General features: G+C 69.0%; 23 protein-coding genes. 11 read left to right on the plus strand and 12 right to left on the minus strand.

What is annotated here, in order from left to right; all coding sequences use genetic code 11:
• The first annotated feature begins 3 nt into the window (after nucleotides 1-3).
• The gene (locus FB600_RS28300; RefSeq protein WP_096752990.1) at nucleotides 4-747 is read left to right on the plus strand and encodes an alpha/beta fold hydrolase; all 744 of its coding nucleotides are present in this window, start codon (nucleotides 4-6) and stop codon (nucleotides 745-747) included.
• A 46-nt stretch (nucleotides 748-793) separates the two neighbouring features.
• Here FB600_RS28300 and FB600_RS28305 read toward each other — a convergent pair whose 3' ends face one another.
• Entirely contained in the window at nucleotides 794-2,386 is a 1,593-nt protein-coding gene (locus FB600_RS28305; protein ID WP_227742833.1) for an ABC transporter substrate-binding protein, read from the minus strand.
• Between the two features lie 683 nt (nucleotides 2,387-3,069).
• On the opposite strand from FB600_RS28305, the gene FB600_RS28310 reads away from it, so the two are divergent.
• Nucleotides 3,070-4,080, plus strand: coding sequence for a questin oxidase family protein (locus FB600_RS28310; protein WP_145757742.1), 1,011 nt, complete (start codon nucleotides 3,070-3,072; stop codon nucleotides 4,078-4,080).
• A gap of 111 nt (nucleotides 4,081-4,191) precedes the next feature.
• Here the strand turns inward: FB600_RS28310 and FB600_RS28315 are convergent, their stop codons facing one another.
• Entirely contained in the window at nucleotides 4,192-5,532 is a 1,341-nt protein-coding gene (locus FB600_RS28315; protein ID WP_036054201.1) for an MFS transporter, read from the minus strand.
• A 165-nt stretch (nucleotides 5,533-5,697) separates the two neighbouring features.
• On the minus strand, nucleotides 5,698-6,744 hold the full coding sequence (gene uxuA / locus FB600_RS28320) for a mannonate dehydratase (RefSeq protein ID WP_175427825.1): 1,047 nt from the start codon (nucleotides 6,742-6,744) through the stop codon (nucleotides 5,698-5,700).
• A gap of 269 nt (nucleotides 6,745-7,013) precedes the next feature.
• Here uxuA and FB600_RS28325 point away from each other — a divergent pair, with 269 nt between their 5' ends.
• Nucleotides 7,014-7,742 (plus strand): FadR/GntR family transcriptional regulator, encoded by a 729-nt coding sequence (locus FB600_RS28325; RefSeq protein ID WP_096752592.1) that lies wholly within the window; start codon nucleotides 7,014-7,016, stop codon nucleotides 7,740-7,742.
• 69 nt (nucleotides 7,743-7,811) lie between these two features.
• On the opposite strand, the gene FB600_RS28330 is transcribed toward FB600_RS28325, so the two are convergent.
• On the minus strand, nucleotides 7,812-8,111 hold the full coding sequence (locus tag FB600_RS28330) for a hypothetical protein (protein WP_096752591.1): 300 nt from the start codon (nucleotides 8,109-8,111) through the stop codon (nucleotides 7,812-7,814).
• 356 nt (nucleotides 8,112-8,467) lie between these two features.
• Between FB600_RS28330 and FB600_RS28335 the strand changes: the two genes are divergently transcribed.
• A complete protein-coding gene (locus tag FB600_RS28335) occupies nucleotides 8,468-9,538 on the plus strand; it encodes an acyltransferase family protein (protein WP_096752590.1) in 1,071 nt (356 codons plus the stop codon).
• 309 nt (nucleotides 9,539-9,847) lie between these two features.
• Entirely contained in the window at nucleotides 9,848-11,041 is a 1,194-nt protein-coding gene (locus FB600_RS28340) for a porin (RefSeq protein WP_098151719.1), read from the plus strand.
• 58 nt (nucleotides 11,042-11,099) lie between these two features.
• Here the strand turns inward: FB600_RS28340 and FB600_RS28345 are convergent, their stop codons facing one another.
• Complete coding sequence (locus FB600_RS28345) at nucleotides 11,100-11,282, minus strand: hypothetical protein (protein ID WP_098182574.1); 183 nt, start codon at nucleotides 11,280-11,282, stop codon at nucleotides 11,100-11,102.
• A gap of 162 nt (nucleotides 11,283-11,444) precedes the next feature.
• Here FB600_RS28345 and FB600_RS28350 point away from each other — a divergent pair, with 162 nt between their 5' ends.
• Nucleotides 11,445-12,071, plus strand: coding sequence for a glutathione S-transferase family protein (locus FB600_RS28350; protein ID WP_017920781.1), 627 nt, complete (start codon nucleotides 11,445-11,447; stop codon nucleotides 12,069-12,071).
• Between the two features lie 82 nt (nucleotides 12,072-12,153).
• Here FB600_RS28350 and FB600_RS28355 read toward each other — a convergent pair whose 3' ends face one another.
• Nucleotides 12,154-13,416, minus strand: a complete 1,263-nt coding sequence (locus tag FB600_RS28355; protein WP_096752587.1) for a DUF1479 domain-containing protein — start codon at nucleotides 13,414-13,416, stop codon at nucleotides 12,154-12,156.
• Between the two features lie 98 nt (nucleotides 13,417-13,514).
• On the opposite strand from FB600_RS28355, the gene FB600_RS28360 reads away from it, so the two are divergent.
• The 4 genes from FB600_RS28360 (at nucleotide 13,515) to FB600_RS28375 (ending at nucleotide 16,136) form a co-directional block, all read left to right on the plus strand.
• Nucleotides 13,515-14,513: a helix-turn-helix domain-containing protein gene (locus FB600_RS28360; RefSeq protein WP_145757741.1), complete on the plus strand. Its 999-nt coding sequence runs from the start codon at nucleotides 13,515-13,517 to the stop codon at nucleotides 14,511-14,513.
• 264 nt (nucleotides 14,514-14,777) lie between these two features.
• A complete protein-coding gene (locus tag FB600_RS28365) occupies nucleotides 14,778-15,341 on the plus strand; it encodes a bacterioferritin (RefSeq protein WP_013689478.1) in 564 nt (187 codons plus the stop codon).
• 113 nt (nucleotides 15,342-15,454) lie between these two features.
• Nucleotides 15,455-15,649, plus strand: a complete 195-nt coding sequence (locus tag FB600_RS28370) for a CsbD family protein (protein WP_025101254.1) — start codon at nucleotides 15,455-15,457, stop codon at nucleotides 15,647-15,649.
• 229 nt (nucleotides 15,650-15,878) lie between these two features.
• A complete protein-coding gene (locus tag FB600_RS28375) occupies nucleotides 15,879-16,136 on the plus strand; it encodes a hypothetical protein (RefSeq protein ID WP_036040402.1) in 258 nt (85 codons plus the stop codon).
• A gap of 30 nt (nucleotides 16,137-16,166) precedes the next feature.
• Here FB600_RS28375 and FB600_RS28380 read toward each other — a convergent pair whose 3' ends face one another.
• From FB600_RS28380 to FB600_RS28405, 6 genes are read right to left on the minus strand one after another with little or no spacing between them, the layout of a single operon-like run.
• Nucleotides 16,167-16,682 carry a dihydroneopterin aldolase gene (locus FB600_RS28380; protein WP_046580454.1) on the minus strand — a complete coding sequence of 172 codons (516 nt, stop codon included), beginning with the start codon at nucleotides 16,680-16,682 and terminating at the stop codon, nucleotides 16,167-16,169.
• On the minus strand, nucleotides 16,679-17,314 hold the full coding sequence (locus FB600_RS28385; RefSeq protein ID WP_013689474.1) for a sarcosine oxidase subunit gamma: 636 nt from the start codon (nucleotides 17,312-17,314) through the stop codon (nucleotides 16,679-16,681). The genes FB600_RS28380 and FB600_RS28385 overlap by 4 nt, the downstream gene beginning before the upstream one ends.
• Nucleotides 17,304-20,315, minus strand: a complete 3,012-nt coding sequence (locus tag FB600_RS28390) for a sarcosine oxidase subunit alpha family protein (protein ID WP_145757740.1) — start codon at nucleotides 20,313-20,315, stop codon at nucleotides 17,304-17,306. The genes FB600_RS28385 and FB600_RS28390 overlap by 11 nt, the downstream gene beginning before the upstream one ends.
• Nucleotides 20,312-20,605, minus strand: coding sequence for a sarcosine oxidase subunit delta (locus FB600_RS28395; protein WP_013689472.1), 294 nt, complete (start codon nucleotides 20,603-20,605; stop codon nucleotides 20,312-20,314). Before FB600_RS28395 ends, FB600_RS28390 begins: the two co-directional genes overlap by 4 nt.
• A gap of 25 nt (nucleotides 20,606-20,630) precedes the next feature.
• Nucleotides 20,631-21,875, minus strand: a complete 1,245-nt coding sequence (locus FB600_RS28400) for a sarcosine oxidase subunit beta family protein (protein ID WP_013689471.1) — start codon at nucleotides 21,873-21,875, stop codon at nucleotides 20,631-20,633.
• Between the two features lie 16 nt (nucleotides 21,876-21,891).
• Nucleotides 21,892-23,277 (minus strand): L-serine ammonia-lyase, encoded by a 1,386-nt coding sequence (locus tag FB600_RS28405; protein WP_096752583.1) that lies wholly within the window; start codon nucleotides 23,275-23,277, stop codon nucleotides 21,892-21,894.
• A gap of 264 nt (nucleotides 23,278-23,541) precedes the next feature.
• Here FB600_RS28405 and FB600_RS28410 point away from each other — a divergent pair, with 264 nt between their 5' ends.
• On the plus strand, nucleotides 23,542-24,666 hold the full coding sequence (locus FB600_RS28410; protein WP_098151716.1) for a GlxA family transcriptional regulator: 1,125 nt from the start codon (nucleotides 23,542-23,544) through the stop codon (nucleotides 24,664-24,666).
• Nucleotides 24,667-24,763 lie beyond the last annotated feature (97 nt).

A 24,763-nucleotide genomic window follows, 5' to 3' on the forward strand; every position in this document is an offset into this window, starting at 1 on the left:
GCCATGCCCAGCCAGCCGTCCGCCGTATTCGTCCACGGCTTCATCGGATCGTTCGAGACCGCCGCCTACGACGCGCCGCACTTCGCGCCCGACCTGCTCGGCTATGGAGAACATCGCGAGGTGCCGTTCGAGCGCATCTCGCTGCCGGCCCAGGTCGAGCACCTGCGCGCCTGCCTCGATGCACGGCCGGAGCTGGACGTGGTCGATCTGGTCGGCCATTCGGTGGGCGGCGCGATCGCGATGCTGTTCGCCGCGACCTACCCGGAACGCGTGCGCCGGATCGTGAACATCGAAGGCAATTTCACGCTCGACGACGCGTTCTGGTCCGCTTCGGTCGGGCGCATGACGCCCGTCGAAGCTGAAACGATGCTGGCCGGCTTTCGCGCCGATCCCGCGCGCTGGCTGGGCGGCGCCATCGCCAAGGTCACCCCCGGGCTGGCGCATGTCGCCGAGTGCTGGCTCGACGCGCAGCCGGCCTCGACGCTGCGCGCGATGGGCCGCTCGGTGGTCGAGATCACCGGCGACGACGCTTATCTCGAACGGCTGCACGAGGTGGTCGAGCGCCATCCCGTCTACCTGCTCGCCGGCGAACGCTCGCGCGGCGGGTGGAACGTGCCCGAATGGGCGCTGGAAGGCTGCGTGGGTTACGAGGTGCTGCGCGATTGCGGCCACCTGCCGATGCTCGAACAGCCCGAAGCCTTCACCGCCTCGCTGCGGCGCTTCCTCCTTCATCCCGACAAGCCCTGAACGTCGCGCACGCCGGTTGCATCGCCAACCGGCGCATCGTCAGGTCTCACTGCAGCCAGACGCCGTCGAAGCGATGATTGCCCAGCGGCGTGAAGACGAGCCCCTGCACGCGCTTCGAGATCGGTATCGACACGATCGAATGCGCGATCGGCGTGAACGGCACCTGCTGCTTGAAGATGAGCTGGGCGCGTTCATAGAGCGCCGCGCGTTCCTTCTGGTTCGGATCGGCGCGCGCCTTCTCGATCAGCGCATTGAAGCCCGGATCGCACCATTTCGACACGTTGCCGCCATGCACGGCATCGCAGCCGAGCAAGGCGCCAAGCCAGTTGTCGGGGTCGCCGTTGTCGCCCGACCAGCCGTACAGCAGCACGTCGTGCTCGCCGCCCTGCTTGGCGCGCCGGTTGTACTCGCCCCATTCGTAGCTGACGATCCTCGCGCGCACGCCGATCTTCGCCCAGTCCTGCTGGATCATCTGTGCCATCAGCTGCGCGTTCGGGTTGTAGGGCCGCTGCACCGGCATCGCCCACAGCGTCAGCTCGAAACCATCGGGAAAGCCGGCCTGCGCGAGCAGCGCGCGCGCCTTGGCGGGATCGAAGGGCGCGTCCTTCAGCGCGGGGTTGTAGGACCATTGCGCGGGCGGCATCGGGTTGGTGGCCACCTTCGCGTCGCCAGCGAACACGGCCTGGATGATGGCCGGCTTGTCGATCGCCATGTCGAGCGCGCGACGCACCTCGACGTGGTCCAGCGGCGGATGCCGGGTGTTGTAGGCGACGAAGCCGACGTTGAAACCGACACCCGACACCAGCTTCAGCGAGGGATTGCGGCGCACCGTCTGCAGGTCCGCCGGGCGCGGGAACACCGACACCTGGCATTCGCCGCTGGCCAGTTTCTGGATCCGCACCGCCGGATCGGGCGTGATCGCGAACACCAGGTGCGCGAGCCGCACGTCCTGCGGGCGCCAGTAGTCGGGATTCGCGTCGTAGCGGATCAGCGCGTCCTTCTGGTACGAGCGGAACACGAAGGGCCCCGTGCCGACCGGCAACTGGTTGATGTCGGCCTCGCGGTGGCGCGCCTGCAACTGCCCCGCGTACTCGGCCGACAGCACCGCCGCGAAGCTCATCGCCAGATTGCGCACGAAGATCACGTCGGGCGACTTCAGCACGAAGCGCACCGTGTAGTCGTCGACGCGATCGATGCTCGCGATGTTCCTGTCGAAGCCGAGGTCGCTGAAGTACGGGAAGCTGGTGGGATAGGCCTTGCGGAACGGCTGCTGCGGATCGAGCATGCGATTGAAGGTGAACAGCACGTCGTCGGCGTTGAAATCGCGTGAAGGGCGGAACCAGGCGGTGGTCTGGAACTTCACGCCGTGGCGCAGATGAAATGTGTAGATGCGCTGGTCGGGCGAGCTTTCCCAGCTTTCGGCCAGCGCCGGCTCGAGATCGAGCGATCCCTGGCGAAAGCGCACCAGGCCGTTGTAGACGGTGTTGGTGCTGGCGTCGAAATCGGTGCTGGTGGTGTACTGGCCCGGATCGAAACCGGCCGGGCTTCCCTCGCTGCAGAACACCAGGGTGCCTTTCGGGGCGGGGGTGGTGGTGTCGGCCTGGGCGGCCAGGGCAGTGGACGATACGGCGAACAACATCGCGCTGCCGAACGCCGTAATAAGGTTCAGCAAACGGCCGCGCGTGGTTTGCTGCGTCGTGCCGGAATCGGAGGGGTTCATGATGTCGGTCGAGATCGGAAAGCGATGCAATCGACGATTTTGTTGCCGCCATGAAAGGCGCACCACCAATTAATCGGTATATCGATAGACGGCTGCGGACTAAAAAAACTCACGACAAGCCTGGAGCGATGGCCTGCTCGGCATCGGCACACCGCCATCGATCGAATAGCACCTTATTGCAAGGGCATGGGGATTTTTACTCGAGTGGGCGCGAAGAGCCCCGCCGCTGAAGACACATGCCATTCGCGCGTTTCGATCCAGTGCCACGCATCATTCAGCGTTCGGCTCGCAATCCTATTCGGCTCGCGCATGGCCGGATATCGACAAGCGAATAGTGCATCCGCACACTTGCTCGCTCGTGCGAAATCGCCGCGATTATTGAGCGATTGCCTTCCGATTGCCTTCCGTCTCGCAGCCATTCCCCACCGCGCCTCTCCTGCTCGCCAGCGCCAGCCTCACGGCCGCATTCCCGGTACGGGATCTGCTTGTCTCTCGATGCCCCCGCTCGCGATGTTCCCATCAAGCGCGAAGGGGTTTGCTTGTTCTCAAGCGCACTTGAACTTCTAGAATCGAGACCCGCATCCTGGACCAGGAGAGGAACCATGTCGACACACCACACCGACACCCTGCTGAACACGCTGCTCGACGCCAACGCCCGCTTCGACCTGAAGGCGAAAGGCACCACCAACCACCTGCCGATGGCGCTGGTCGCGCTGGCGCGCATGGGCGCGTCGCCCGAGCGCCTGCAGGCCTACTTCGACATGTGGTCGCGCGAATATGCGCTGCCCGCGCCCGCCGTCGACACCCGCATCGCGCGTGGCGACTGGCGGCGCCACGTCGGCGACGGCAAGGCCTTCGGCGCGCTGCGGCTGTGCTTCGTCGACTGGATCGGCGACGAGGGCGCGACGGCCGTGATCGTCGCGGTGCTCAAGCAGATGCCGCTGGCGCCGGCCTCGGGCGCCTTTCACGCGGTGATCCGGCTGGCCTACGGCATCGAGGCCGCGCACGACGGGGAGATCGCCGCCGCGCTGGCGGCGCTGGTGTCGGGGCACCTGCCGATCGAGATCGACCCCGCCTCGCGGCCGCGCGCCGAGCGGATCGATACCGCCTTCGTGCAAGCCGCGCGCGCCATCGACAAGCGGGAGATCAGCGGCGACTTCATTACCGACCGCCTGCGCGTGGTCGCGAGGCACCCGCGCTTTCGCGAGGCGCTGCTCGCGCCGCCCGAGACCGGGCACCTGCTCGACGGGATCGCCGCGGCCGCCATCGCCGCCTACTGGCGCGCGCCCGACTTCACCGTGCTGCACACCGTGACGGCCACGCATGCCTCGCGATTGTTGTTCGCGCAACTTTCGCCGGAACTGGTCGAGCACAGCCTGCCCGAATTGTGGGTCGCGCTGTGCGCCGCCTACGCGAGCATCGAGGTGCCGCTCGACGTCGACAAGCCGCTGCCGCGCGTCGATGCCGATTGGGACGAGATCCTGCGCCGCGCTATGCTGGCCGACGACGAGCACGTGATCAAGATGAGCTACACCTGCTGGCGCGAATACCAGCGCGATCCCTCGCCGCTCTATCTCGCCTCGGCCGCGCGCCGCGTCGGGATCATCGACTGAGCGGCGCCGCCTGCGACAGCACCCGCCGCAAGGCCTCGCCCCGCACGCGCCGAAGATGGCGACGTCCGATGCGAGGCCAGCGGCAACGGCCGCGCCGGCGCATTCGCGTCATCAGGCCGCGCTGGCGCGCCCGCCGGCCGGCGCGCCGCCGCGCAGCGGCGGCAGCGGCTCGACCCGGCCGACCAGGAACAGGTAGGACAAGGCGCCCACCACGCAGAGCGTGCCGGCCGCCACCAGCGGCACCACGAAGGAGCCGCGCGTGATCGACAGCATCACGCCCGTGAAGGTGGTGATGAAGATGCCGGCCAGGTTGCCGGCGAAGTTCTGGATCCCGCCGATCGAGGCGACATGGGCCGGCGACGGCGCCACCTCGCCCACCAGGGTCCAGACGTTGGCGCCGGCGAACGACAGCCCCGCATAGGACAGCGAGAACAGCGCGAGGCACAGGCCGACGTTGTCGACCAGCGCCGACAAGGCGATCGACGAGGAAGCCAGCATGCCGCCCACCAGGCAGGTCTTGCGCGCGGCGGTGGCGCTCCAGCCGCGCCGGAACAGCGCATCGGACACGTAGCCGCCGAGCCAGCCGCCCGGGATCGCGACCAGCGCCGGCAGCATGCCGAGCGTGCCGAGCGAGGCCAGCGAGAAGCCGCGCGATTGCAGCAGGTAGCTCGGGAACCAGGTGATGAAGAAGTAGATCGCGAAGTTCAGGCAGAACAGGCCGATCATCATTCCCCAGATGGTGCGATAGCGGAACAGGTCGAGCCAGGACACGCGCGGCGCGGCGGTTTCAGGGCCCGACGCGGCGGGCGCGCCCGGCTTGCCGCCGACGTCGGCCGCGCCGGCCCGCTCGGCCAGCAACGCATCGACGGCTGCCGGCGCGATCGAGCGATAGCGCTCCGGGTCGCGGTAGATGAACCACCAGGCCAGCGCCCAGACGATGCCCAGCCCGCCCGTCACGACGAAGGAGCCGCGCCAGCCGATCAGCGAGATCAGCCAGGCCACCAGCGGCAGCGACAAAGCCGAGCCCACCCGCGAGCCGCTGTCGAAGATGCTGCTGGCCAGCCCGCGCTCGCGACGCGGGAACCAGTTGAAGGCGACCTTGGCGAACGAGGGAATCGCGGCCGACTCGCCGACGCCCAGCATCAGGCGCATGCCGACCAGTTGCCCGAGCCCGCGCGCGGCGCCGGTGGCGACCGTGAACACCGACCACCAGCCGACCGCCAGCGCCAGCGCGACGCGCACGCCGACCTTGTCGATGAACCAGCCGGCCGGCAGTTGCAGGAACGCGTAGGTCCAGAAGAAGGCGCTGAGCACCAGGCCCATGCCGACCGCATCGAGGCCGAGCTCGGCGCGGATGCTGGGCGCGGCGATCGCGAGGTTGGCGCGATCGACGAAATTGATGACGTTGGCGAGGAAACACATGAAGATCATCGCCCATCGGATGTTCGGCATCGAAGGTCTCCGCTTCGTTGGGTTGCCGGCGCGTCCGCCCGTGCCGGGCGGACGTCATCGGTCGCACGTTGGCGTGCTTGTCGGTGTAGTCGGTGCTGTGTCGCGGCTCGCGCGATGACACGCGGGCGCGGGCCTCATGGCGCCGCGCCCGCACCCGCGCGCGGCTCAGGCGTGATCGAACTTCTGCAGCGCTTCCCAGAGCCCGTTCAGGTAGACCGCGCCCAGCGCGCGGTCATAGAGCCCGTAGCCGGGCTTGCCGGTTTCGCCCCAGATCATGCGACCGTGATCGGGCCGCACGTAGCCGGTGAAGCCGGTGTCGTGGTAGGCCTTCACGATCGCGGCGATATCGAGCGAACCGCAACTCGACAGGTGGGCCGATTCCTCGAAGTCGCCCTCGGGCGTGATCTTGACGTTGCGGATATGCGCGAAGTGGATGCGGCCCATCGCGCCGAACTCGCGCACCAGCGCCTCCACGTCGTTCTGCGGCCCCGCGCCGAGCGAGCCCGAGCAGAGCGTCAGGCCGTTGGCCGGGTGATCGACCGCCTTCAGGATGCGGGCCAGGTCGTCGCGATTCTTGACGATGCGCGGCAAGCCGAAGATCGGGCGCGGCGGATCGTCGGGGTGGATCGCCATGCGGATCCCGCATTCGGCCGCCACCGGCACGATCGCCTTCAGGAAGTATTCGAGGTTGGCCCACAACCGGGCCTCGTCGATCTCGCGGTACTCGGCCAGCAGGGCCTGCAGTTGCCCGGGCTGGTAGCTCGAATCCCAGCCCGGCAGCGAGATGCCCTCGGCCGGATCGATGCGCTCCACCTCGGCGGTGCTGAAGGCCAGGCAGGTGGAGCCGTCCTCCAGCGTCCTGGCCAGCTCGGTGCGGGTCCAGTCGAACACCGGCATGAAGTTGTAGCAGACCACGCGAATGCCGGCCGCCGCCAGGTGGCGCAGGGTCTGCTGGTAGTTGGCGATCAGGCGATCGCGCGAGGGCTTGCCGAGCTTGATGTCCTCGTGCACCGGCACCGATTCGACCACCTCGAAGTGCAGCCCGGCCGCCTCGATCCTCGCCTTCAGCGCCTCGATCTTCGCCAGCGGCCAGACCTCGCCCACCGGCTCGTCGTAGACGGCCGACACGATCTGCGTGACGCCGGGAATCTGGCGGATGTACTGCAGCGAAACGGGATCGGCATCGCCGTACCAACGAAAGGACATCTTCACCGTGCGCTCCTCCTTCATGAACGTCGCATGGCGGCGCCGGGTGGCCCGGCCCCGCCTGGTTGGACCAGATTTTCACTGGTCAACCAGTTCGGCGGAATAGTGGTTTACCAGTTTAGAAAACCTGTCGACCAGGCCCGGCGGGCCGGCCGGCAAGGATTTCGGCCGGGGCCGGATCGACCGTGGCCGGCGGCCGGCCAAACTGGTGTACCATTTTTCGCGTTCCCCGGCCGGCCCTTCCCGGCCGGCGCCTTATCTCGAGAGCACATCGCATGGCCGAAGTCTTTTCCACGCCGCCGGGCCGCGCCGCCGAAGCCGACGCAGCCGACCGTTCCTACGTCGGGCTGGCAAAACAGATCTACGAACTGATCGCCTCGGGCGACGTGGGCGCCGGCGCGCGCCTGCCCTCGGAGCGCACGCTGGCCGAGCGCTTCGCGGTGAGCCGTACCCAGGTGCGCGAGGCGATCATCGCGCTGGAGGTACGGGGCGTGGTGGAGGTGCGGGTCGGCTCGGGAATCTACGTGGCGGAAACGCGCGAGGCGCGGCCCACGCCCTTCGATCTGCCGCGCGGGCCGGGGCCGATCGAGACGCTGCGCGCGCGGGCGCTGATCGAGGCGGAAATCGCCGCGCTGGCGGCCGTCGAACGCAAGGACGCCGATCTCGACCGCCTGTTCGCCGCGCTGCGCGCGATGCGCGAGAACATGGACGACAAGGCCGCCAACGAGGCGGCCGACCGGGAATTCCATCTGGGGATCGCCGAAGCCAGCGGCAATGCGGTGCTGAGGCACATGGTGGCGGCGATGTGGGACGGCTCGCGGGCCGATCCGCTGTGGCGCAAGATCGAGGAGCATTTCCACGACACGGCCTTGCGCGAGGCCTCGCAGGACGAGCACCAGCGGATCTTCTCGGCCATCATGGCACGCGACGCGCAGGCTGCGCGCGAGGCGATGCAGGCGCACCTGACGCGCGTGATCGCGGAGTTCACGCAAGCCTGGCGCTGAGGCAGGCAGGGGCGCGCCGCCCCTCGAACCCCGGTTCCTTTCAGGCGCGCGCGGCGCAAGAAACGCCGCTCACTGCCCCTCGCCGCCTTCCGGCGACGCGTCTTCCTCCTCGTCGTCCTCGGGCGGATGCGCATCGAGCCAGGCCACGATCTGTTGCGAGGCCTGCAGCGGCGTCACCGTCTCCCCCGTCGCCAGCACGTCGAACTTGTCGGGATCCATGCCGTCGGGATTGTCCAGGTGCGCGATCGAGATGGTCCAGCGCCAGTCGATCTGGTCCGCGATCGGCGAGGCGATGCCCTCGATGACACAACGACAGCCGTCGATCTCGGCGACGAAACCCGTATGGGTCGGATCATAACTCGCGAACACGGCGGCTCCTCCGGTGACTGGCTCCGCTCGCGCGGACGAGCGGCGAGTATCGCACGCGGCCGTGTCGGCGCCATCGAAAACAGCGGCCGGCACGGGGGCATCGCCGCGTCATCGAACTGACGTCCGCTTCGCTTGCCCCTCCTGTTCCACTCGCCTGGCGGCCCGCAAGCAAGCGGAAAAGCCTCTGCAAGCGCCTCGCATCCCGGCTTACAATCACGCCCGCCGATATCCAGCACCCGCGGCACCGCCCGCGACGGCCAGCGACTCGCCGCTGCCTGCCGCCCGTCACCGTCGAGCCGCCCCGGTCGCCAGCCGGCGCCGGCCGCCGCGCCACCAGAGAACGCGCTTCATTCACCATGACGAAGTGGAAGTACGCCAACCTCGATGCGATTCGCGGGCTCGCCGCGATCCTGATCGTGTTCCGCCACGCGCCGCTGTTGTTCCATTCGCCGAGCTTCCCGCAGAGCTACCTGGCGGTCGACCTGTTCTTCGCGATCAGCGGCTTCGTGGTCGCCAACGCCTATGAGGCACGGCTGCGCTCGGGCGCGCTCGGCTTCCTCGCCTTCGCGAAACTGCGGCTGATCCGGCTCTACCCGCTCTACCTGATCGGCATCGTGCTGGGCCTGGCGAGCCACTTCGTGGCGATGGCGCACCAGCACGGCCGGCCGCTTCCGTCGCTGTTCGCCACCACGCTGTTCGTGCTGCTGTCGCTGCTGATGCTGCCCTCGCGCGCCACGCCGCTCTACCTGGTCAACAACCCGGCCTGGTCGCTGTTCTACGAGATCGTCGCCAACCTCGCCTTCGCGGCCATCGTGCGGCGCGCGGTGCCGCGCATCCTGGTCCTGGCGATGATTCCGTGCGCCATCGTGATGCTGCGCTACGCGCTCGACCATCACGGCATCGACGAGGGCTGGGATCTCGGCAAGTGGTATCTCGCGCTGGCGCGGGTGGGCTTCTCGTTCTCGGCCGGCGTGCTGCTGTTCCGGCTGCGGCGCGGTGGGCCGCGGCCGGCCAGCGCCGCCGTCTCGCTGCTGGCGCTGGCCGCCGTGCTGCTGATGCTGTGCGCGAAGATCCCGCCGCGCTGGGCCGGCCCGGCCGCGATCGCCGAGGTGTTCGTGGCGATCCCGCTGATCGTCCATGCCGCCACCTCGTTCGAGCCGCCGGCCTGGCTCGCGCCCGCCTTCGAGACGCTCGGCCGCGTCTCCTACGGGCTCTACATTCTCCATGTGCCGGTGCTGCTGCTGGCTTACCGGCTGCTGGAGCCGCATCGGCACGCCGTGTACGGCAAGCCCGCGCTGGCCGCCTTCGTGGCCGGCATGCTGGTGCTGGTCGCCCTGCTCGACCGCCACGTCGACGCGCCGCTGCGGGCCCGGCTCTCGCGTCCCGCCAGGCGCCCGCTCGAGGTGCCGATCGCCTCGCGCGTCTAGCGCGCTCGCCCCCACCCGGATCGGCGCGACAGGTACGGCAACCGCTCCCAGCCCGCCGACTGTCACTCGATACGCAACGGTCTATTGACGTCGCCGCGCTTCATTCTGGAACCGGTCCCATCTAGCATGACGCACACGGAGGCGAGCGGCTGCAGGATGCGCGCCAGCCGCAGCCGATCCCGTCGTCGGCATGCCGCACCGCCCCGGCCGTCGATCCCGGCCGGGCCGCCGCCTCCACACTCGCCCTCGCCGCGTCACCGGACGCCCCGCTCCGTCCGGCCCGATCACATAAAACGACACTCGCTCATCATGAAAAAGCAACTGACCGCAGCCCCGCTGCTGCTGAGCCTGGCGACCGCCGCCTCCGCGCAGGGGTCCGTCACGCTCTACGGCATCGTCGATGCCGGCATTACCTACCGCAGCAACGAGCGCACCGGCACCGGGCCGGGCGCGACCGGCCATTCCGACCTCGGCCTGAGCTCGGGCAACCTGTCGGGCAGCCGCTGGGGCCTGCGCGGCACCGAGCAGCTCGGCGGCGGCTGGCGCGCGATCTTCACGCTCGAGGACGGTTTCGACATCAGCAACGGCCGCGCCGGCCAGGGCGGCCGCCTGTTCGGCCGGCAGTCCTACGTCGGCCTCGGCAACCCGCGCTACGGCACGCTCACGCTCGGCCGCCAGTACACGCCGCTCGACGATTTCGTGTCCGGCGTGGCGCCGGTCAGCTATGTCGGCGGCTTCGGCGCGCATCCGGGCGATATCGACGATCTCGACCAGACGGTGCGCGTCGACAACTCGGTCAAGTACACCAGCGCGAACTACGCGGGCTTCAGCTTCGGCGCCATGTACGGCTTCGGCAACCAGGCCGGCAGCGTCAAGCGCCGCGGCACCTGGAGCGTGGGCGCCGGTTACGCGAACGGGCCGCTCAAGCTCGGCGCCGGCTTCGAGCGCTCCGACAACAGCAAGACCGGCCCGGGCGACAGCAGCGCCGGCGGCTGGGCCGGCGGCGACGACGGCACCTTCAACTCATCGATCAGCGAGGGCTACGCGAGCGCGCAGACGCAGCAGATCGTGGCGACCGGCGCGACCTGGGATTTCGGCTCGACGGTGGTGGGCGTCAACTACAGCAACGTGCAGTACCGCGCCGGCGCGCAGTCGCTGTTCCGCGGCCACGCCAGCTTCAACATCGCCGGCGTGTTCACGCGCTGGCAGGCAAGCCCGGCCGCGCAACTGTTCCTCGGCTACAGCTACACGCGCGGCAGCGAACTGGACGGGCTGGACGAGCGCGCCGTCTATCACAACGTCTCGGCCGGCGCGACCTACGATCTCTCCCGGCGCACCACCGTCTACCTGCTGGCCGGCTGGCAACACGCCTCGGGCAGCACGCTGGACGCGAACGGGCAGGTGGTGGCGGCCAGCGCCTCGGTATCCGACAAGGGCAACGGCCATTCCTCGGCATCCCGCTCGCAGGCGCTGGTGAGCCTGGGAATCCGGCAGCGGTTCTGAAGGCATCGCCAGGCAGGCAATCGGAAATGTCCCAGTGGCCTTTCCGATTCGCCCACGTTCAAGGAGAAGTCAGCGGGAAGCAGCGCAGGTCCACGATCCGGATCCCGCTTTGTTGGCAATACAGAAGGCCGGTCAGGCTGGAACATCCGCTCGTCGTCGCGACGAGCAAGCCGACCGCCAGCCATTTCCACCCGAAACGCATGATCCTGTTTCCGTCGATGCCGATATCGTCCGGCATCATGCCAAGCGGCAAAACACCCGGATGTGCAGAATTGTCGAGGCACCGCCCCGCCCGGCCTTCACACATGCCCCCGCGCACGCGCCGCTCACTGTGCATGGCCGATCGGTCCGCGCTCGCCTACACTGCCGGCTCGCCCCCCCCTTCCCCGCGAGCGGAGCCGCCATGCTGAACATTCTCGGAAAGATACCGTCGATCAACGTGCGCAAGGTGCTGTGGACCTGTGCCGAACTGCAACTGCCGTTCGAGCGCGAGGACTGGGGCGCGGGCTTCCGCTCGCCCAACACGCCCGAATTCCTGGCGCTGAACCCGAACGGCCTGGTGCCGGTGCTGCGCGATGGCGATCTCGTGCTGTGGGAATCGAACACCATCATCCGCTACCTGGCCACGCGCTACGGCGGCGAGGCGCTCTACCCGGCCGAGGCGGTCGCCCGCGCGCGCGTCGACCAGTGGCTCGACTGGCAGGCCGCCGATCTCAACCGCGCCTGGAGCTACGCCTTCCTGGGCCTGGTGCGCAAGTCGCCCGCGCACCAGGATCCGCAAGCCACCGCCGAGGCGATCGCGGGCTGGACCCGGCTGATGCGCATCCTCGACGCGCGGCTCGCCGACACCGGCGCCTTCGTGGCCGGCGAGCATTTCTCGATCGCCGATATCGCGATCGGATTGTCGGTGCATCGCTGGTTCGGCACGCCGTTCCAGCAGCCCTCGCTGCCGGCCGTCGAGGCCTATTACCAGCAGCGGCTCTCGGCGCGCCCCGGCTTCGCCGAGTATTGCAGCAGCGCCACGCCCTGAGCGCCGGCGCGAGGCGGCACGATCACGCGGCGCGCGGCGCGATCGCCGGCGTGCCATCGCCATCGCCGCCGCCAGCGGCGCCTCAGCGCGCCGCCGTCTCCACCTCGTCCAGCCCGAGCTGCGCGCGTCCGAGCGGCGTCAGGTCCGCCGCGCTCGCGCGGCCGTCGAAATCGACCTCGAAGTGATCGGCCGGGAAATCGGGCGGGCTCTCGCCGGCGAGGAAGCTCGGCAGTTGCCGCCGCAGATAGGCCTCGTTCTTCGCGCAGCCCGGCGCCGAGGCGATGTACATCACGTTGCTGTAGCCGGCGCCGCGATGCGCGTCCTCCACGGCGTGGATCACGTCGCCATGCCAGAACACCGTGTCGCCCGGCTGCATCAGCGGGATCGACGAGAGCGCCTCGAACAGCGGCGCGTGATACTCGGGGCGGATCGACAGCGCGCGGCCCGGCATCGCGCCGCACAGGTCGTCCTCGGCGACGTCGTCCTGCAGGGCACGCAGCAGCACATAGGCCATCGCGTTGGCGATCGGCACCAGTTGCAGCGTGCCGTCGCCGGGGCCTTGCGCGGTCAGCGCGGTCCAGCCCTGGAAGGTGCGGAACATCGAGCAGACCGCCGGCGAGGCGATCTCCTCCACCTCGGTGCGCCAGGCCGCGTCGAAGGGATCGTAGTCGCGCCAGTTGCCGGCGAACACGTGGCGATAGACGCGGCGGAAGTTGGCCTCGATCCAGCGCTCCACCGAGCCGCCGTCGCAATGCGCCGACAGCCCCAGCGAAGCCGAGCCGGGCGGGCGGCGGCGCAGCCGGTCGGCATAGGCCGGCACCTGGTCCGGATCGAAATGGCGGCGCCCCTCGCTGTGCGCGCGCCACAGCCGGTTCAGGAACACGCGCGCCTGCGTCAACTCCGGCGACTGGCGCGCCTCCACCTGCGGCGCCGACCAGTACACGCCATGGATCTGCGGCTTGCTGGAAGCCAGCTGGCCGAAGTACTTGTCCTCGGCGCGATGTTCGAGGCGCGCGTCGAGCCGGTTGCGCTCCACGTAGTCGGCGATCTCGCGATCCCAGCGCTCGGCGCGCTCGCGCCCGAACACGCCGCGGATCACGCAGGCGCCGCGCGACTTCACGCGCGCGAGCTGCGCCTCGCTCACCCGCCCGGCCACGATCGCCGCGAATTCGATCTCCGGGATCACCGCAGCGCCGCGTGCGCGTTCCTCGGCGATCTCGCGCGCCGCCTCGCGCATGGCGGCCTCGACCTCGGCGAACACCTCGCGATAATGGGGCAGCGCCGCGCGCAATTCCCGCTTGGCCTGGCGAATGGCGGCGGGCAGGTCGTCGATGCTGAGGGCCATGATGTCGTCTCCGTCTGCTGTTGTGGGTGAGACGGATCGTATGTCGGCACGGTGGACGGAAGTGATACGATCCCGCCATTCTCATTGCGGATCCGGCCATGAAGCCCGCTTACGAACATGTCGATTTCGGCCCGGGCTGCTCGGTGCGGATCTACCATCGCCGGCTGTCGCGGATCCCCTTCGAGTGGCATCACCATCCGGAGTACGAACTGACGCTGACCCTGAACAGCCAGGGCAAGCGCTATATCGGCGATTCGGTGGCCGCCTACGGCGCCGACGACTTGGTGCTGGTGCCGCCCAACCTGCCGCACACCTGGGCCTCGAACCGCTCGATCGACACGGCGGCGGCGCAGGTCGCGATCGTGGTCTGGTTCGACGGCGACTGGATCGAGCGGCTCGCCGACGTCTGCCCCGAACATAACGTCCTGCGCGATCTGCTGCGGCGAGCCGCTTGCGGGCTGCATTTCGAGGACGGGGCCGGCGCGGCGATGCGCGAGCGGCTCGACGCGCTGCTGTCTTCCGAGCCGCAGCGGCGGCTGGCGGCGGTGCTGGAGGTGCTGCACCGGCTGGCGGCGGCGCCGGCGGCCTCGCTGGCCGCGCCCAGCGCCTTCGGCGCGGCCGAGGGCGCGCGCGCCAGCCCCGAGGCGGGGCGGCTCGACCGCGTGCTGGCGCTGATCGACACGCAGTTCGCGCGGCCGCTGCAACTGGCCGCGCTGGCCAGGGCCGCAGGCCTGTCCGAGCGCTCGCTGACGCGCCAGTTCACGCGCCATCTCGGCGAGAGCGTCGGCCGCTACATCACGCGCGTGCGGATCGGCCATGCCTGCCGGCTGCTGACCGATACGCGCATGCCGGTCTCGGTGATCGCCGAGCGCTCGGGCTTTCCGAACGCGGCGAATTTCAACCGGCAGTTCAAGGCGGCCAGGGCGCTCACGCCGCTGGCCTACCGGCAGCAGTTCGCCGGTGCCGGGCGCGCGGAGCGTGAGCGGGAGGCGGCACCGGCGCTGGAGGAGCGCTCGCCCTCGCTGGCGGCGAGGCCACCGCAATCGACGAAAACACGGCAAACGCGGCCCACCGCCCGCTCGCGCCAGGGCAAATAAGCGCCCCGGCACGCCGAAATGCGCCTCGATGCTCGCGCCTGTACAAATTACAAAGCCCTTCCCGCCAGGCTTGCCTGCACCCTCGCCACGCAAGCACGCCCGTCAGCCCGCCATGCCCGCGAAGCCCCGTGGCATCGCGCCGTCAGCGCCTGCATGCCCGGACAGGCACGGCTCCTGCTTGATCCTCGCCGGAGGCAGCCGGCTTCGCCCCAGGCGAAACGCCAGCCGCCGTCTTATTCGACAGACCGACAAAGAGGAACTGCGATGGCCCACAACACGCAATTGACGGATGTGAAAACCCTGCGCGAACGCGCCCGCCAGCATGTCGACGAAGGCGCCGTGACCGCCGGCTACCACGCGGACCGCGAGACGGTGCTGCGCCTGCTCAACGAGGCGCTGGCCACCGAGATCGTCTGCATGCTGCGCTACCGGCGCCATCACTTCATGGCCAAGGGCATCCACTCGTCGGGCATCGCCGAGGAATTCCTCGCGCACTCGAACGAGGAACAGAGCCATGCCGACATGATCGCGGCGCGCATCGTCCAGCTCGGCGGCAGCCCCGATCTCGCGCCGAACCAGCTTGCGCAGCGCAGCCACGCCGAGTACGTGGAAGGCAGCACCCTGGTCGAGATGATCAACGAGGACCTGGTGGCCGAGCGGATCGCGATCGACAGCTACCGCGAGATGGTCCAGTACATCGGCGATCGCGATCCGACCACGCGCCGCCTGTTCGAGCAGATCCTCGCGGTCGAGGAGGAACACGCCGACGAGATGGCGGATCTGCTCGAAGGGCTGCCGCCGGAGCTGAAGAAGAAAAACGTGAACTGAGCGTCACGCCCGCGCGCCGCCAGCGGCGCGCGGCAAGGAAGTGGGTACCCGTGACGGCGGGCGTCGATCCGTCAACAAGCTGATCTGCAAGCACTCAAACCTGGAGGTGAATCATGAACAAGGAACACATCAAGGGCACGGCCGAGCAAGTGAAGGGCAAGGTCAACGAGGCGGTCGGCAAGGCCACCGGCAATACCAAGCAGGAGGTCAAGGGCGATCTCCAGCAGGCCGAGGGCGAGGCCCGCAAGGGTTATGGCGACGTCAAGGACGCCGCGAAGGATGCGATGCGCAACAAGGACCATCACTGAGCACGCCCGCGCAACGATGCAATGGCGATGACAGGATGAGGATGACGCACTGGAGGGGACATTCGGGCCGTTTTTCGCTCGCGTGTCTCGCCAGCGTCATCCGCTTCGACCACAATATCGCGAATGCCCGGCCACGGCCGGGCATCGTCTTGCCGGCCTGAGAGACCGGCCCCGCGACGCGGCGCCAATCACCATCGAGGCGCCAACCCAGCAACAGACCGAGGACACCATGCCAGGCGATCGTAACGAGGACTCAGCAACGGACGACGCAGCACCGACGGCCATCGAGGCCGACCTGTCCACGCTCGAGCAACTGGTGGCGCGGCTCACGCCCGGCGAGCCGGCTCGGATCGCCCTCTGGCTCGCGCGACTCGAGGCGGTGCTGGCACGCGGCGGGCTGCAGGATGCCGAGCGCACCCAGCTCGACGACATCGTCGCGCGCCTGCGCGAACTCGAAAGCCAGTCGAGCCGGCTCGCCGCGCACTGATGCCGGCAAGCCCGCCGGCGCGAGCGCCGCTCAATGCGCGGTGAAGTCCGCGCCGAGACTTCCCGTGCCGCCCACCCGCGCAGCGATGCCCGCCCCGCGCCGACGCGCCTCGACCGCCTCGCGCCAGGCCAGGTAATCGGCCCGCGTCCAGTCCAGCTCGACACCGACGCGCCGCGTGCCGGGCCGGATCTTCGGCTTGTGCATCGACAGCGTGACCGCTTCCAGCGCCGGCCATTCCTCGAAGGACAGCGCCGCCAGCTCGACCACCAGCGTCTCGAGCAGGCGCGTATGGGGCTTGTGCGCGAGCCAGGCGGCGACGCGCGCGCAGTAGCCGTCGTAGTCGACGAAGCCGATCGCGCCCTGCTCGACCGGCTCGCAGCGATAGCCGAGCCGCGCGTCGATCACGATCGGCTGCGGCGCCTCGTGCTCGTGCGCGTGGATGCCGATCCGCGCCGGCACCTTCAGCTCCTCGATGAACACGCTCCAGCCGCGCCCCTTGGCGCGGGCAGTACCGAGCGCCGCGAACGGATCGTCGACCGGCTTCATGAGACCAGCGGCGCCGCGGCGTCGAGCATGATCCGGCAGAAGTAGTCGGCGAAGCTGCGGCGGATCACCAGGTCGTAGCTCTGCTCGCCGGTCGGCAGCAGGGTCAGCGAGGCCTTGAAGTAGTGGCTCTGCGCGCATTGGCCGACGCCGAACAGGCGCGGATGCAGGTCCAGCGGGCAGCCGCGCGCGAGCACGTCGCGCACGCGTTCGCCGCTGATCTCCAGCACCGTGTAGCCGCTGCCGATATCGACCGCGGCCGCGTAGAGCCCGACCAGCGCCGGCGCCAGCTTGCCTTCCAGCAGGCCGGCGGCCACTGGCCCGTTCGAGCGCACCAGCCACTCGTCGGGACCGAGCCAGAGCACGTCGTAGTCGGCGCCGCGCGCCACCGTGTTCGGCCTGGCCGGCGGCTGGCAGCCGACCACGCGCTCGAAGGCCTCCACGAAGGCCGGATCCGACAACTCGCCGCGCACGTTGACGAGATCGAGGAAGGGCCGCTCGCGCAGCTGGAACTTCTGCGAGGCGCGGGCCTGGTGGGGCTTGAGCACGTCCTGGGCGCCGATCAGCGGCGATTCGAGCCGCGGGCCGGCCGCCTGCGAGGCCACCGAGGACTGGTTGCGCGTTTCATTCCACATTCTGACGTACCCCTTCGGTGTCATAGAAAACCGGGCTCGTGATCCTGGCGTTGATCTTGCGCCCGTTGGCCAGCGAGATCGCCACCGACTCGCCCATCTTGCTCAGGCCGCCCTTCACCACCGCCAGCGCGATCGAGCGCTTGAGGATCGGGCTGTAGTAGCTGGAAGTGACGTGGCCGATCATCGGCGTCAGCCCCTCGGCGTTGGCCGTGGCATTGGGCTCGACGATCTGGCCGCCTTCCTCCAGCACGGTGGCCGGGTCGTCGGTCAGCAGGCCGACGAACTGCTTGCGGTTGGACTTGGTGGTATCCGAGCGCGACAGCGAGCGCCGGCCCAGGAAGTCCTTCGATTTCGCCACCAGGCCGCTCATGCCGAGGTCGTGCGGCGTGATCGAGCCGTCGGTGTCCTGGCCGACGATGATGTAGCCCTTCTCGGCGCGCAGCACGTGCATGGTTTCGGTGCCGTAGGGCGTGATGTCGAACTCGGCGCCGGCGGTCATGATCGCCTCCCACACCGCGCGCCCCGCATTGGCCGGCACGTTGACTTCATAGGCCAGCTCGCCCGAGAAGCTGATCCGCATCACGCGCGCCCTGGCGCCGGCCACGGTGCCGTCGCGATAGCTCATGAACGGGAAGGCCGCGTTGGCGAAGTCGATGTCCTGGCAGACCTTCTGCACCACCTTGCGGCTGTTCGGGCCGACCACCGCGAAGGTGGCCCAATGGTCCGTCACCGACGACAGGCGCACCTTCATGTCGGGCCATTCGGTCTGCAGCCAGCGCTCCATCCAGGTCAGCACGCGCGCGGCGCCGCCGGTGGTGGTGGTCATCATGTAGTGCTGCTCGCCCAGGCGCACCGTCACGCCGTCGTCGAACACCATGCCGTTCTCGTCGAGCATCAGCCCGTAGCGGGCGCGGCCCACCTCGAGCTTGCCCCAGGGGTTGGTGTACATCCAGTTCAGCAGCTTGACCGAGTCCGGCCCCTGGATGTCGATCTTGCCGAGCGTCGAGGCATCGAGGATGCCGACGCTGTTGCGCACCGCCAGGCACTCGCGCGCCACCGCCGCGTGCAGGTCCTCGCCGTTCCTCGGGAAGTACCAGGGGCGCTTCCAGTTGCCGACGTCCTCGAACAGCGCGCCGTGCTCGACATGCCATTCGTGGATGCAGGTCTTGCGGATCGGATCGAGGAAATCGCCGAGCTCGCGACCCGCGAAGGTGCCGAAGGTGACCGGCGTGTAGTTGGGCCGGAAGGTGGTGGTGCCGGTTTCGGGAATGGTCTTGCCGAGCGCCTGCGCCAGGATCGCCATGCCGTTGATGTTGCCGAGCTTGCCCTGATCGGTGCCGAAGCCCATCGCCGTGTAGCGCTTGACGTGCTCGACCGACTCGAAACCCTCGCGCGCCGCCAGCAGGATATCGGCCGCGCCCACGTCGTTCTGGAAATCGACGAAGCGCTTCGGCCCGCGCGTCACCTGCTCGCCGCTGCCGACCAGCCAGAGCGGCTCGAGCGGCGCCTCGGCGGCGTCGGTCGCCTGCGGCGCGACGGGGCGCTGGGCGGCGTTGAAACCGGCCGCCTTGGCCGCGTCCACGCCGGCGTCGACCGCCAGGCGCAGGCCGCGCGCCAGCGAGAACTCGCCGGCCGCCGCGCCGATGCTGGTCTCGGGCTGCATCGCCTTGCCCGGCACGAAGCAGGCCTTCTCGTCATGCCAGTGGGCCTTGCCGCCCGATTGCGCGAACAGGTGCAGCACCGGGCTGTAGCCGCCCGACATCGCCAGCAGGTCGCAGGACAGCGTGGCGCCGCGCGCGCCCACCTTGCCGTTCGCGTAGCCGGCCACCTCCACCGATTGCACGCGCAGCTTGCCGCTCGCGCTGGTGACCACCGAGCCGTTCAGCACCGCGATGCCGTGCCGCTTGGCGGCGGCCGGCAGCGCGCCGTTGCCGGCCGCGCGCGAATCCACCACGGTGACCTTGGCGCCGTGCGCCTTGAGGTCCAGCGCGGCCTGGTAGCCACGGTCGTTATTGGTGAACACCACCGCCTCGCGGCCCGGCAGCACGCCGTAGCGGTTCACGTAGGTCGACACCGCGCCGGCCAGCATCACGCCCGGCAGGTCGTTGTTGCCGAACACGATCGGCCGCTCCTGCGCGCCGGTGGCGAGGATCACGCGCTTGGCGCGGACCTTCCACAGCAGCTCGCGGCTGCCCTTGCGCATCGACACCGGCAGGTGCTCGGTCAGGCGCTGGGTGATGGTGACGAGATTGTGGTCCTGGTAGCCGAAGGCGGTGCTGCGCGTGAGGATCTTCACGTCGGGCAGCTTGGCCAGCTCGCCCTCGATCTTCTCGACCCATTGCAGCGCGGGCCGGCCGTCGATCTCGGCGCGGCAGGACAGCAGGCTGCCGCCCAGCTCGCGCTGGTCGTCGACCAGGATCACGCGCGCGCCGCTGACCGCCGCCGCATGCGCGGCCGCCAGGCCCGTGGGCCCGCCGCCCACCACCAGCACGTCGCAATGCGCGAACTGCTTGTCGTAGCGATCGGCGTCGAGCGCCTCGGGCGCCTTGCCCAGGCCGGCCGCCTCGCGGATCTTCTCCTCGTACTTGGGCCAGAACTTGCGCGGCCACATGAAGGTCTTGTAGTAGAAGCCGGCCGGCATGAAGCGCGCGAACTTCTGGTTGATCGCCATGCGGTCGTGCTCGAGCGAGGGCACCGCGTTGACGCTCGAGGCCACCAGCCCCTGGTACAGCTCGATCTCGGTGGCGCGCGCGTTCGGCACCGTGTAGGCACCGGTCTCCAGTTGCACCATCGCGTTCGGCTCGGCCACGTCGGCCGTCACGATGCCGCGCGGGCGGTGGTACTTGAAGCTGCGCGCCACGAAGTGCACGCCGTTGGCGAGCAGCGCCGAGGCCAGCGTGTCGCCCTGGAAACCCTGGTAGGTGCGGCCGTTGAACGTGAAGGTCAGCGGAATCGCGCGGTTGATCCGGCCACCCGCGCCGAGGCGGTCTTTCTGGCTCATTTGGTGTTGCCCTCTTGTGCGTCGTGTGCGGGCACGCCGAACGTCTCGTAGCCCTGGATTTCGTAGCTCACCGTATCGCGCGTCGCCTTGAACCAGCGGCGGCAGCCTTGCGTGTGCAGCCATTGCTCGCGATGCACGCCGCGCGGGTTCTCGCGCATGAACAGGTAGTCGCCCCATTCGCGGTCCGACAGCGCGTCGGTGTCGAGCGGACGGGCGATATCGGCCTCGCCGCCGCACGAGAATTCGGATTCGGCACGCGGTCCGCACCACGGGCAGTTGATCAGCAGCATGTTCGGTTCTCCTCGTGGTGGTGGCTCAGTGGGCGACGGCGGCGGCGCCGTGCTCGTCGATCAGGTGGCCGCTGTAGAAGCGGTCCAGCGCGAAGGGCGCGTTCAGCGGATGCGGTTCGTCGCGCGCGATGGTGTGCGCGTAGCACCAGCCCGAGCCGGGCGTGGCCTTGAAGCCGCCGGTACCCCAGCCGCAGTTGAAATAGAGGCCCTTGACGTCGGTCTTGCTGATGATCGGGCAGGCGTCGGGCGAGACGTCGACGATGCCGCCCCACTGGCGGTTCATGCGCACGCGCGAGAACACCGGGAACATCTCGACGATCGCCTCCAGCGTGCCCTCGATGATCTGGAAGCTGCCGCGCTGGCCGAAGCCGGTGTACTGGTCGATGCCGGCGCCGATCACGAGATCCCCCTTGTCGGACTGGCTGATGTAGGCGTGCACCGCGTTCGACATCACCACCGTGTTGACCACCGGCTTGATCGGCTCGGACACCAGCGCCTGCAGCGGGTGGCTCTCGATCGGCAGGCGCACGCCGGCCATGTCGGCCAGCGTGGTGGTGTTGCCGGCCGCCACCACCGCCACCTTCTTGGCCTTGATGAAGCCCTTGACGGTATCGACGCCGGTCACGCGGTCGCCGTCGCGGCGGATGCCGACCACCTGGCAGTTCTGGATGATGTCCACGCCGGCGCGGTCGGCACCGCGCGCGAAGCCCCAGGCCACCGCGTCGTGGCGGGCCACGCCGCCGCGCCGCTGGATCGAGGCGCCCAGCACCGGGTAGCGGCTGTTGAGGTTGATGGTCGGCTCGATTTCCTTGATCTGCGCGGGCGTGAGGAACTCGGCATCCACCCCGTTCAGGCGGTTGGCGTTGACGCGGCGCTGCGTGTCGCGCACGTCCTGCAGCGTGTGCGCGAGGTTCATCACGCCGCGCTGGCTGAACATGACGTTGTAGTTGAGGTCCTGCGAAAGCCCTTCCCAGAGCTTCATGGCCTTTTCATAGAGGCCGGCCGATTCGTCCCACAGATAGTTCGAGCGCACGATGGTGGTGTTGCGCGCGGTGTTGCCGCCGCCGATCCAGCCCTTCTCGAGGATCGCCACGTTGGTGATGCCGTGCTCCTTGGCGAGGTAGTAGGCGGTGGCCAGGCCGTGCCCGCCGCCGCCGACGATCACCACGTCGTATTCCTTCTTCGGTTCGGGGCTCTTCCACTGGCGTTCCCAGTTCTCGTGGTACGACAGGCCGTTGCGGAACAGGCTGAATACGGAGTAGCGGCTCATTTCCAGGTACCTTCCTTTAGCACTCGATGACGTTCACGGCGAGGCCGCCGCGGGACGTTTCCTTGTATTTCGTCTTCATGTCGGCGCCGGTCTCGCGCATGGTCTTGATCACCGAGTCGAGCGACACGTAATGCGTGCCGTCGCCCTTGAGCGCCATGCGCGAGGCGTTCAGCGCCTTGATCGCGCCCATCGCGTTGCGCTCGATGCAGGGGATCTGCACCAGCCCGCCCACCGGGTCGCAGGTCATGCCGAGGTTGTGCTCCATGCCGATCTCGGCGGCGTTCTCGACCTGGTCGGGGTTGCCGCCCATCACGGCCGCCAGCGCGGCGGCGGCCATCGAGCAGGCCACCCCCACCTCGCCCTGGCAGCCCACCTCGGCGCCCGAGATGGAGGCGGTTTCCTTGTAGATGATCCCGATCGCGGCGGCGGTCAGCAGGAAGTCGATGATTCCCTGCTCGTTGGAGCCCGGCACGAACTTCACGTAGTAATGCAGCACCGCCGGGATCACGCCGGCCGCGCCGTTGGTGGGGGCCGTCACCACGCGCCCGCCCGCGGCGTTCTCCTCGTTGACGGCCATCGCGTAGAGATTGACCCAGTCGAGCATCGACAGCGGATCGCGCAGCGATTCCTCGGAGCGGTTGCGCAGGCGGCGGTAAAGCTCGGCGGCGCGGCGCTTGACGCGCATCGGGCCCGGCAGCTCGCCCTCCACCTTGCAGCCGCGCTCGACGCAGGCCGCCATGGTGTTCCAGATCGCCAGCAGGCCGGCACGCACTTCCTCGGCCGGGCGCAGCGCGCATTCGTTGCGGAAGGTCAGCTCGGCGATCGACAGGCCGCTCTCGCGGCTCGCGCGCAGCAGGTCGTCGCCGGTGCGGAACGGGTACGGCACCTCGGCCGCCGCGCGCACGCCGTTGACGCGGTCGCCGTCGCGGTTCACCACGAAGCCGCCGCCGACCGAGTAATACTCCTTCTCCACCAGCAACTGGCCGTTCTCGTCGAAGGCCTGGAAGCGCATCCCGTTCGGGTGGACCACGCTGGTGCCGGCCATCATGCGGCGATAGAAGCCGATGTCCTCCTTCTCCTCGAAGCGCACCGAGCGCCGACCCAGCAGGGAAAGGGTCTTCTCGGCGCGGATCGCCTTCAGGCGAGGCTCGATCAGGTCCGGGTCGATCAGGTCGGGCAGGTGTCCTTCCAGGCCCAGCAGGACCGCCTTGTCGGTGCCGTGGCCCTTGCCGGTGGCGCCGAGCGAGCCGTACAGCTCGACCCGCACGCGCCGCACGAAGGCCAGCAGGTTGGCGTCCTCGACATGCGAGGCGAACCGGCATGCCGCGATCATCGGGCCGACCGTGTGCGAGCTCGACGGGCCGATGCCGATCTTGAACAGATCGAAAACGCTGACGTTCATCTGGGAGCTTCTCCGGTGGAAACGCGGGAATTGGACAATGGCGTCAGTACATCAAAGCGTAAAATCCGCCGATAGAACAAAACCGGCATCGAAGTGGGATGCCGCCGCCACCCCAGCGCCGGCGGGGCCGGATTGTGCGTTTTGGCGATGATTCGCGACGGAAAAACGCAAGTCCGCCCGCCGGCGATCGGCGACGCTCGACACACGGGGCGCCGCCACCGGCCGGGGCGCCCCCGGCTTCTCGCTTTCCCTGAACACGCCGCAATGACGCCCGACCTGCCCGCCTCGCTCCTCTCCGCCGACCCGGCCCCCACCCGGCTGCGCTTCGGCATCGTGCTGCTGCCGAATTTCACGCTGACCGCCTTTTCCGGCTTCGTCGACATGCTGCGGCTGTCGGCCGACGACGGCGACTACAGCAAGCCGGTGCGCTGCGCCTGGAGCGTGATCGGCGACACGCTGGCGCCGGTGCGCGCCAGTTGCGGGATCCAGATCACGCCCTGGGAGACCTTCGACGCCGGCGGCGAGCCATACGACTACGTGGTGGTGGTGGGCGGGCTGCTGCATTCCGGGCCGCAGGCGAGCCCCGAGGCGCTGCAGTTCATCCGGCGCGCGGCCGAGGGCGGCGCCAACGTGGTGGGGATCTGCACCGGCGTGTTCGCGCTGATGCGTGCCGGCGTGCTGGACGCGCACCGGATCTGCGTGAGCTGGTTCCACTACTGGGATTTCATCGAGCGCTTCCCGAACGTCGACGCCGAGCGGCTGATCGCCGACCGGCTGTTCGTGATCGACCGGCGCCGCATCACCTGCTCGGGCGGGCGCGCCTCGATCGACGTGGCCGCCGCGATCCTGCTGCGCCACTTCGATCACGCCACCGTGCAGAAGGCGCTGCGCATCCTGCTGGTGGGCGAGATGCAGAAGGGCAACGCCCCGCAGCCGCATCCGCCGGGGCTGGAGCCGGCCACGCACCCGAAGGTCAAGCGCGCGATCCTGCTGATGGAGCAGCATGTCGGGCGCGCGCTGCCGCTCGACGAGCTGGCCTGCAAGCTGGATCTGTCGGCGCGGCAGCTCGAGCGGCTGTTCAAGGCCGAAACCGGCAAGAGCCCTCAGGCCTTCGCCAAGCAGGTCCGGCTGCGCACCGCCGCGTGGCTGCTGACCAGCTCGGATCGCACCGTGGCCGATATCGCCACCAGTTGCGGCTTCTCCGATGCCTCGCATCTCGGGCGCGAGTTCCGCAAGCAGTTCGGGGCGACGCCGGCGGCGTATCGGGAGAAAGGGGGCGCGGCGGAGGAGGTGCCGGGGGAAGCGAGCGACGCGGCGGAAATCGCGGCGGCCGAGCTGCTCGACGCGGCGACGCACGACGGCTCGCCAGGCCATCCACCTTCGTTCTGAATCCCGGGAAGGAAAAGAAACCAGCAGGAAAACCGCTTGGTGACGGCAGGCGGGGGGAGTGCCCGCCGTCACCTCGCAGCCCGCGGGGGGCACCGGC

It is taken from the genome of Burkholderia sp. SJZ089 (assembly GCF_007828315.1).
GTDB classification, from domain to species: domain Bacteria; phylum Pseudomonadota; class Gammaproteobacteria; order Burkholderiales; family Burkholderiaceae; genus Burkholderia; species Burkholderia gladioli.

Excerpts from the sequence above, each read along its gene's own strand:
- FB600_RS28370 (WP_025101254.1), top strand. The coding sequence starts at position 15,455 with ATGAACAAGGAACACATCAAGGGCACGGCCGAGCAAGTGAAGGGCAAG.
- FB600_RS28350 (WP_017920781.1), top strand. The coding sequence starts at position 11,445 with ATGCTGAACATTCTCGGAAAGATACCGTCGATCAACGTGCGCAAGGTG.
- FB600_RS28390 (WP_145757740.1), bottom strand. The coding sequence starts at position 20,315 with ATGAGCCAGAAAGACCGCCTCGGCGCGGGTGGCCGGATCAACCGCGCG.
- FB600_RS28360 (WP_145757741.1), top strand. The coding sequence starts at position 13,515 with ATGAAGCCCGCTTACGAACATGTCGATTTCGGCCCGGGCTGCTCGGTG.
- FB600_RS28345 (WP_098182574.1), bottom strand. The coding sequence starts at position 11,282 with ATGATGCCGGACGATATCGGCATCGACGGAAACAGGATCATGCGTTTC.
- FB600_RS28355 (WP_096752587.1), bottom strand. The coding sequence starts at position 13,416 with ATGGCCCTCAGCATCGACGACCTGCCCGCCGCCATTCGCCAGGCCAAG.
- FB600_RS28410 (WP_098151716.1), top strand. The coding sequence starts at position 23,542 with ATGACGCCCGACCTGCCCGCCTCGCTCCTCTCCGCCGACCCGGCCCCC.
- FB600_RS28405 (WP_096752583.1), bottom strand. The coding sequence starts at position 23,277 with ATGAACGTCAGCGTTTTCGATCTGTTCAAGATCGGCATCGGCCCGTCG.
- FB600_RS28375 (WP_036040402.1), top strand. The coding sequence starts at position 15,879 with ATGCCAGGCGATCGTAACGAGGACTCAGCAACGGACGACGCAGCACCG.
- FB600_RS28335 (WP_096752590.1), top strand. The coding sequence starts at position 8,468 with ATGACGAAGTGGAAGTACGCCAACCTCGATGCGATTCGCGGGCTCGCC.
- FB600_RS28325 (WP_096752592.1), top strand. The coding sequence starts at position 7,014 with ATGGCCGAAGTCTTTTCCACGCCGCCGGGCCGCGCCGCCGAAGCCGAC.
- FB600_RS28310 (WP_145757742.1), top strand. The coding sequence starts at position 3,070 with ATGTCGACACACCACACCGACACCCTGCTGAACACGCTGCTCGACGCC.
- FB600_RS28400 (WP_013689471.1), bottom strand. The coding sequence starts at position 21,875 with ATGAGCCGCTACTCCGTATTCAGCCTGTTCCGCAACGGCCTGTCGTAC.
- FB600_RS28305 (WP_227742833.1), bottom strand. The coding sequence starts at position 2,386 with ATGTTGTTCGCCGTATCGTCCACTGCCCTGGCCGCCCAGGCCGACACC.
- FB600_RS28315 (WP_036054201.1), bottom strand. The coding sequence starts at position 5,532 with ATGCCGAACATCCGATGGGCGATGATCTTCATGTGTTTCCTCGCCAAC.
- FB600_RS28385 (WP_013689474.1), bottom strand. The coding sequence starts at position 17,314 with ATGTGGAATGAAACGCGCAACCAGTCCTCGGTGGCCTCGCAGGCGGCC.
- FB600_RS28395 (WP_013689472.1), bottom strand. The coding sequence starts at position 20,605 with ATGCTGCTGATCAACTGCCCGTGGTGCGGACCGCGTGCCGAATCCGAA.
- FB600_RS28380 (WP_046580454.1), bottom strand. The coding sequence starts at position 16,682 with ATGAAGCCGGTCGACGATCCGTTCGCGGCGCTCGGTACTGCCCGCGCC.
- FB600_RS28365 (WP_013689478.1), top strand. The coding sequence starts at position 14,778 with ATGGCCCACAACACGCAATTGACGGATGTGAAAACCCTGCGCGAACGC.
- FB600_RS28300 (WP_096752990.1), top strand. The coding sequence starts at position 4 with ATGCCCAGCCAGCCGTCCGCCGTATTCGTCCACGGCTTCATCGGATCG.
- FB600_RS28340 (WP_098151719.1), top strand. The coding sequence starts at position 9,848 with ATGAAAAAGCAACTGACCGCAGCCCCGCTGCTGCTGAGCCTGGCGACC.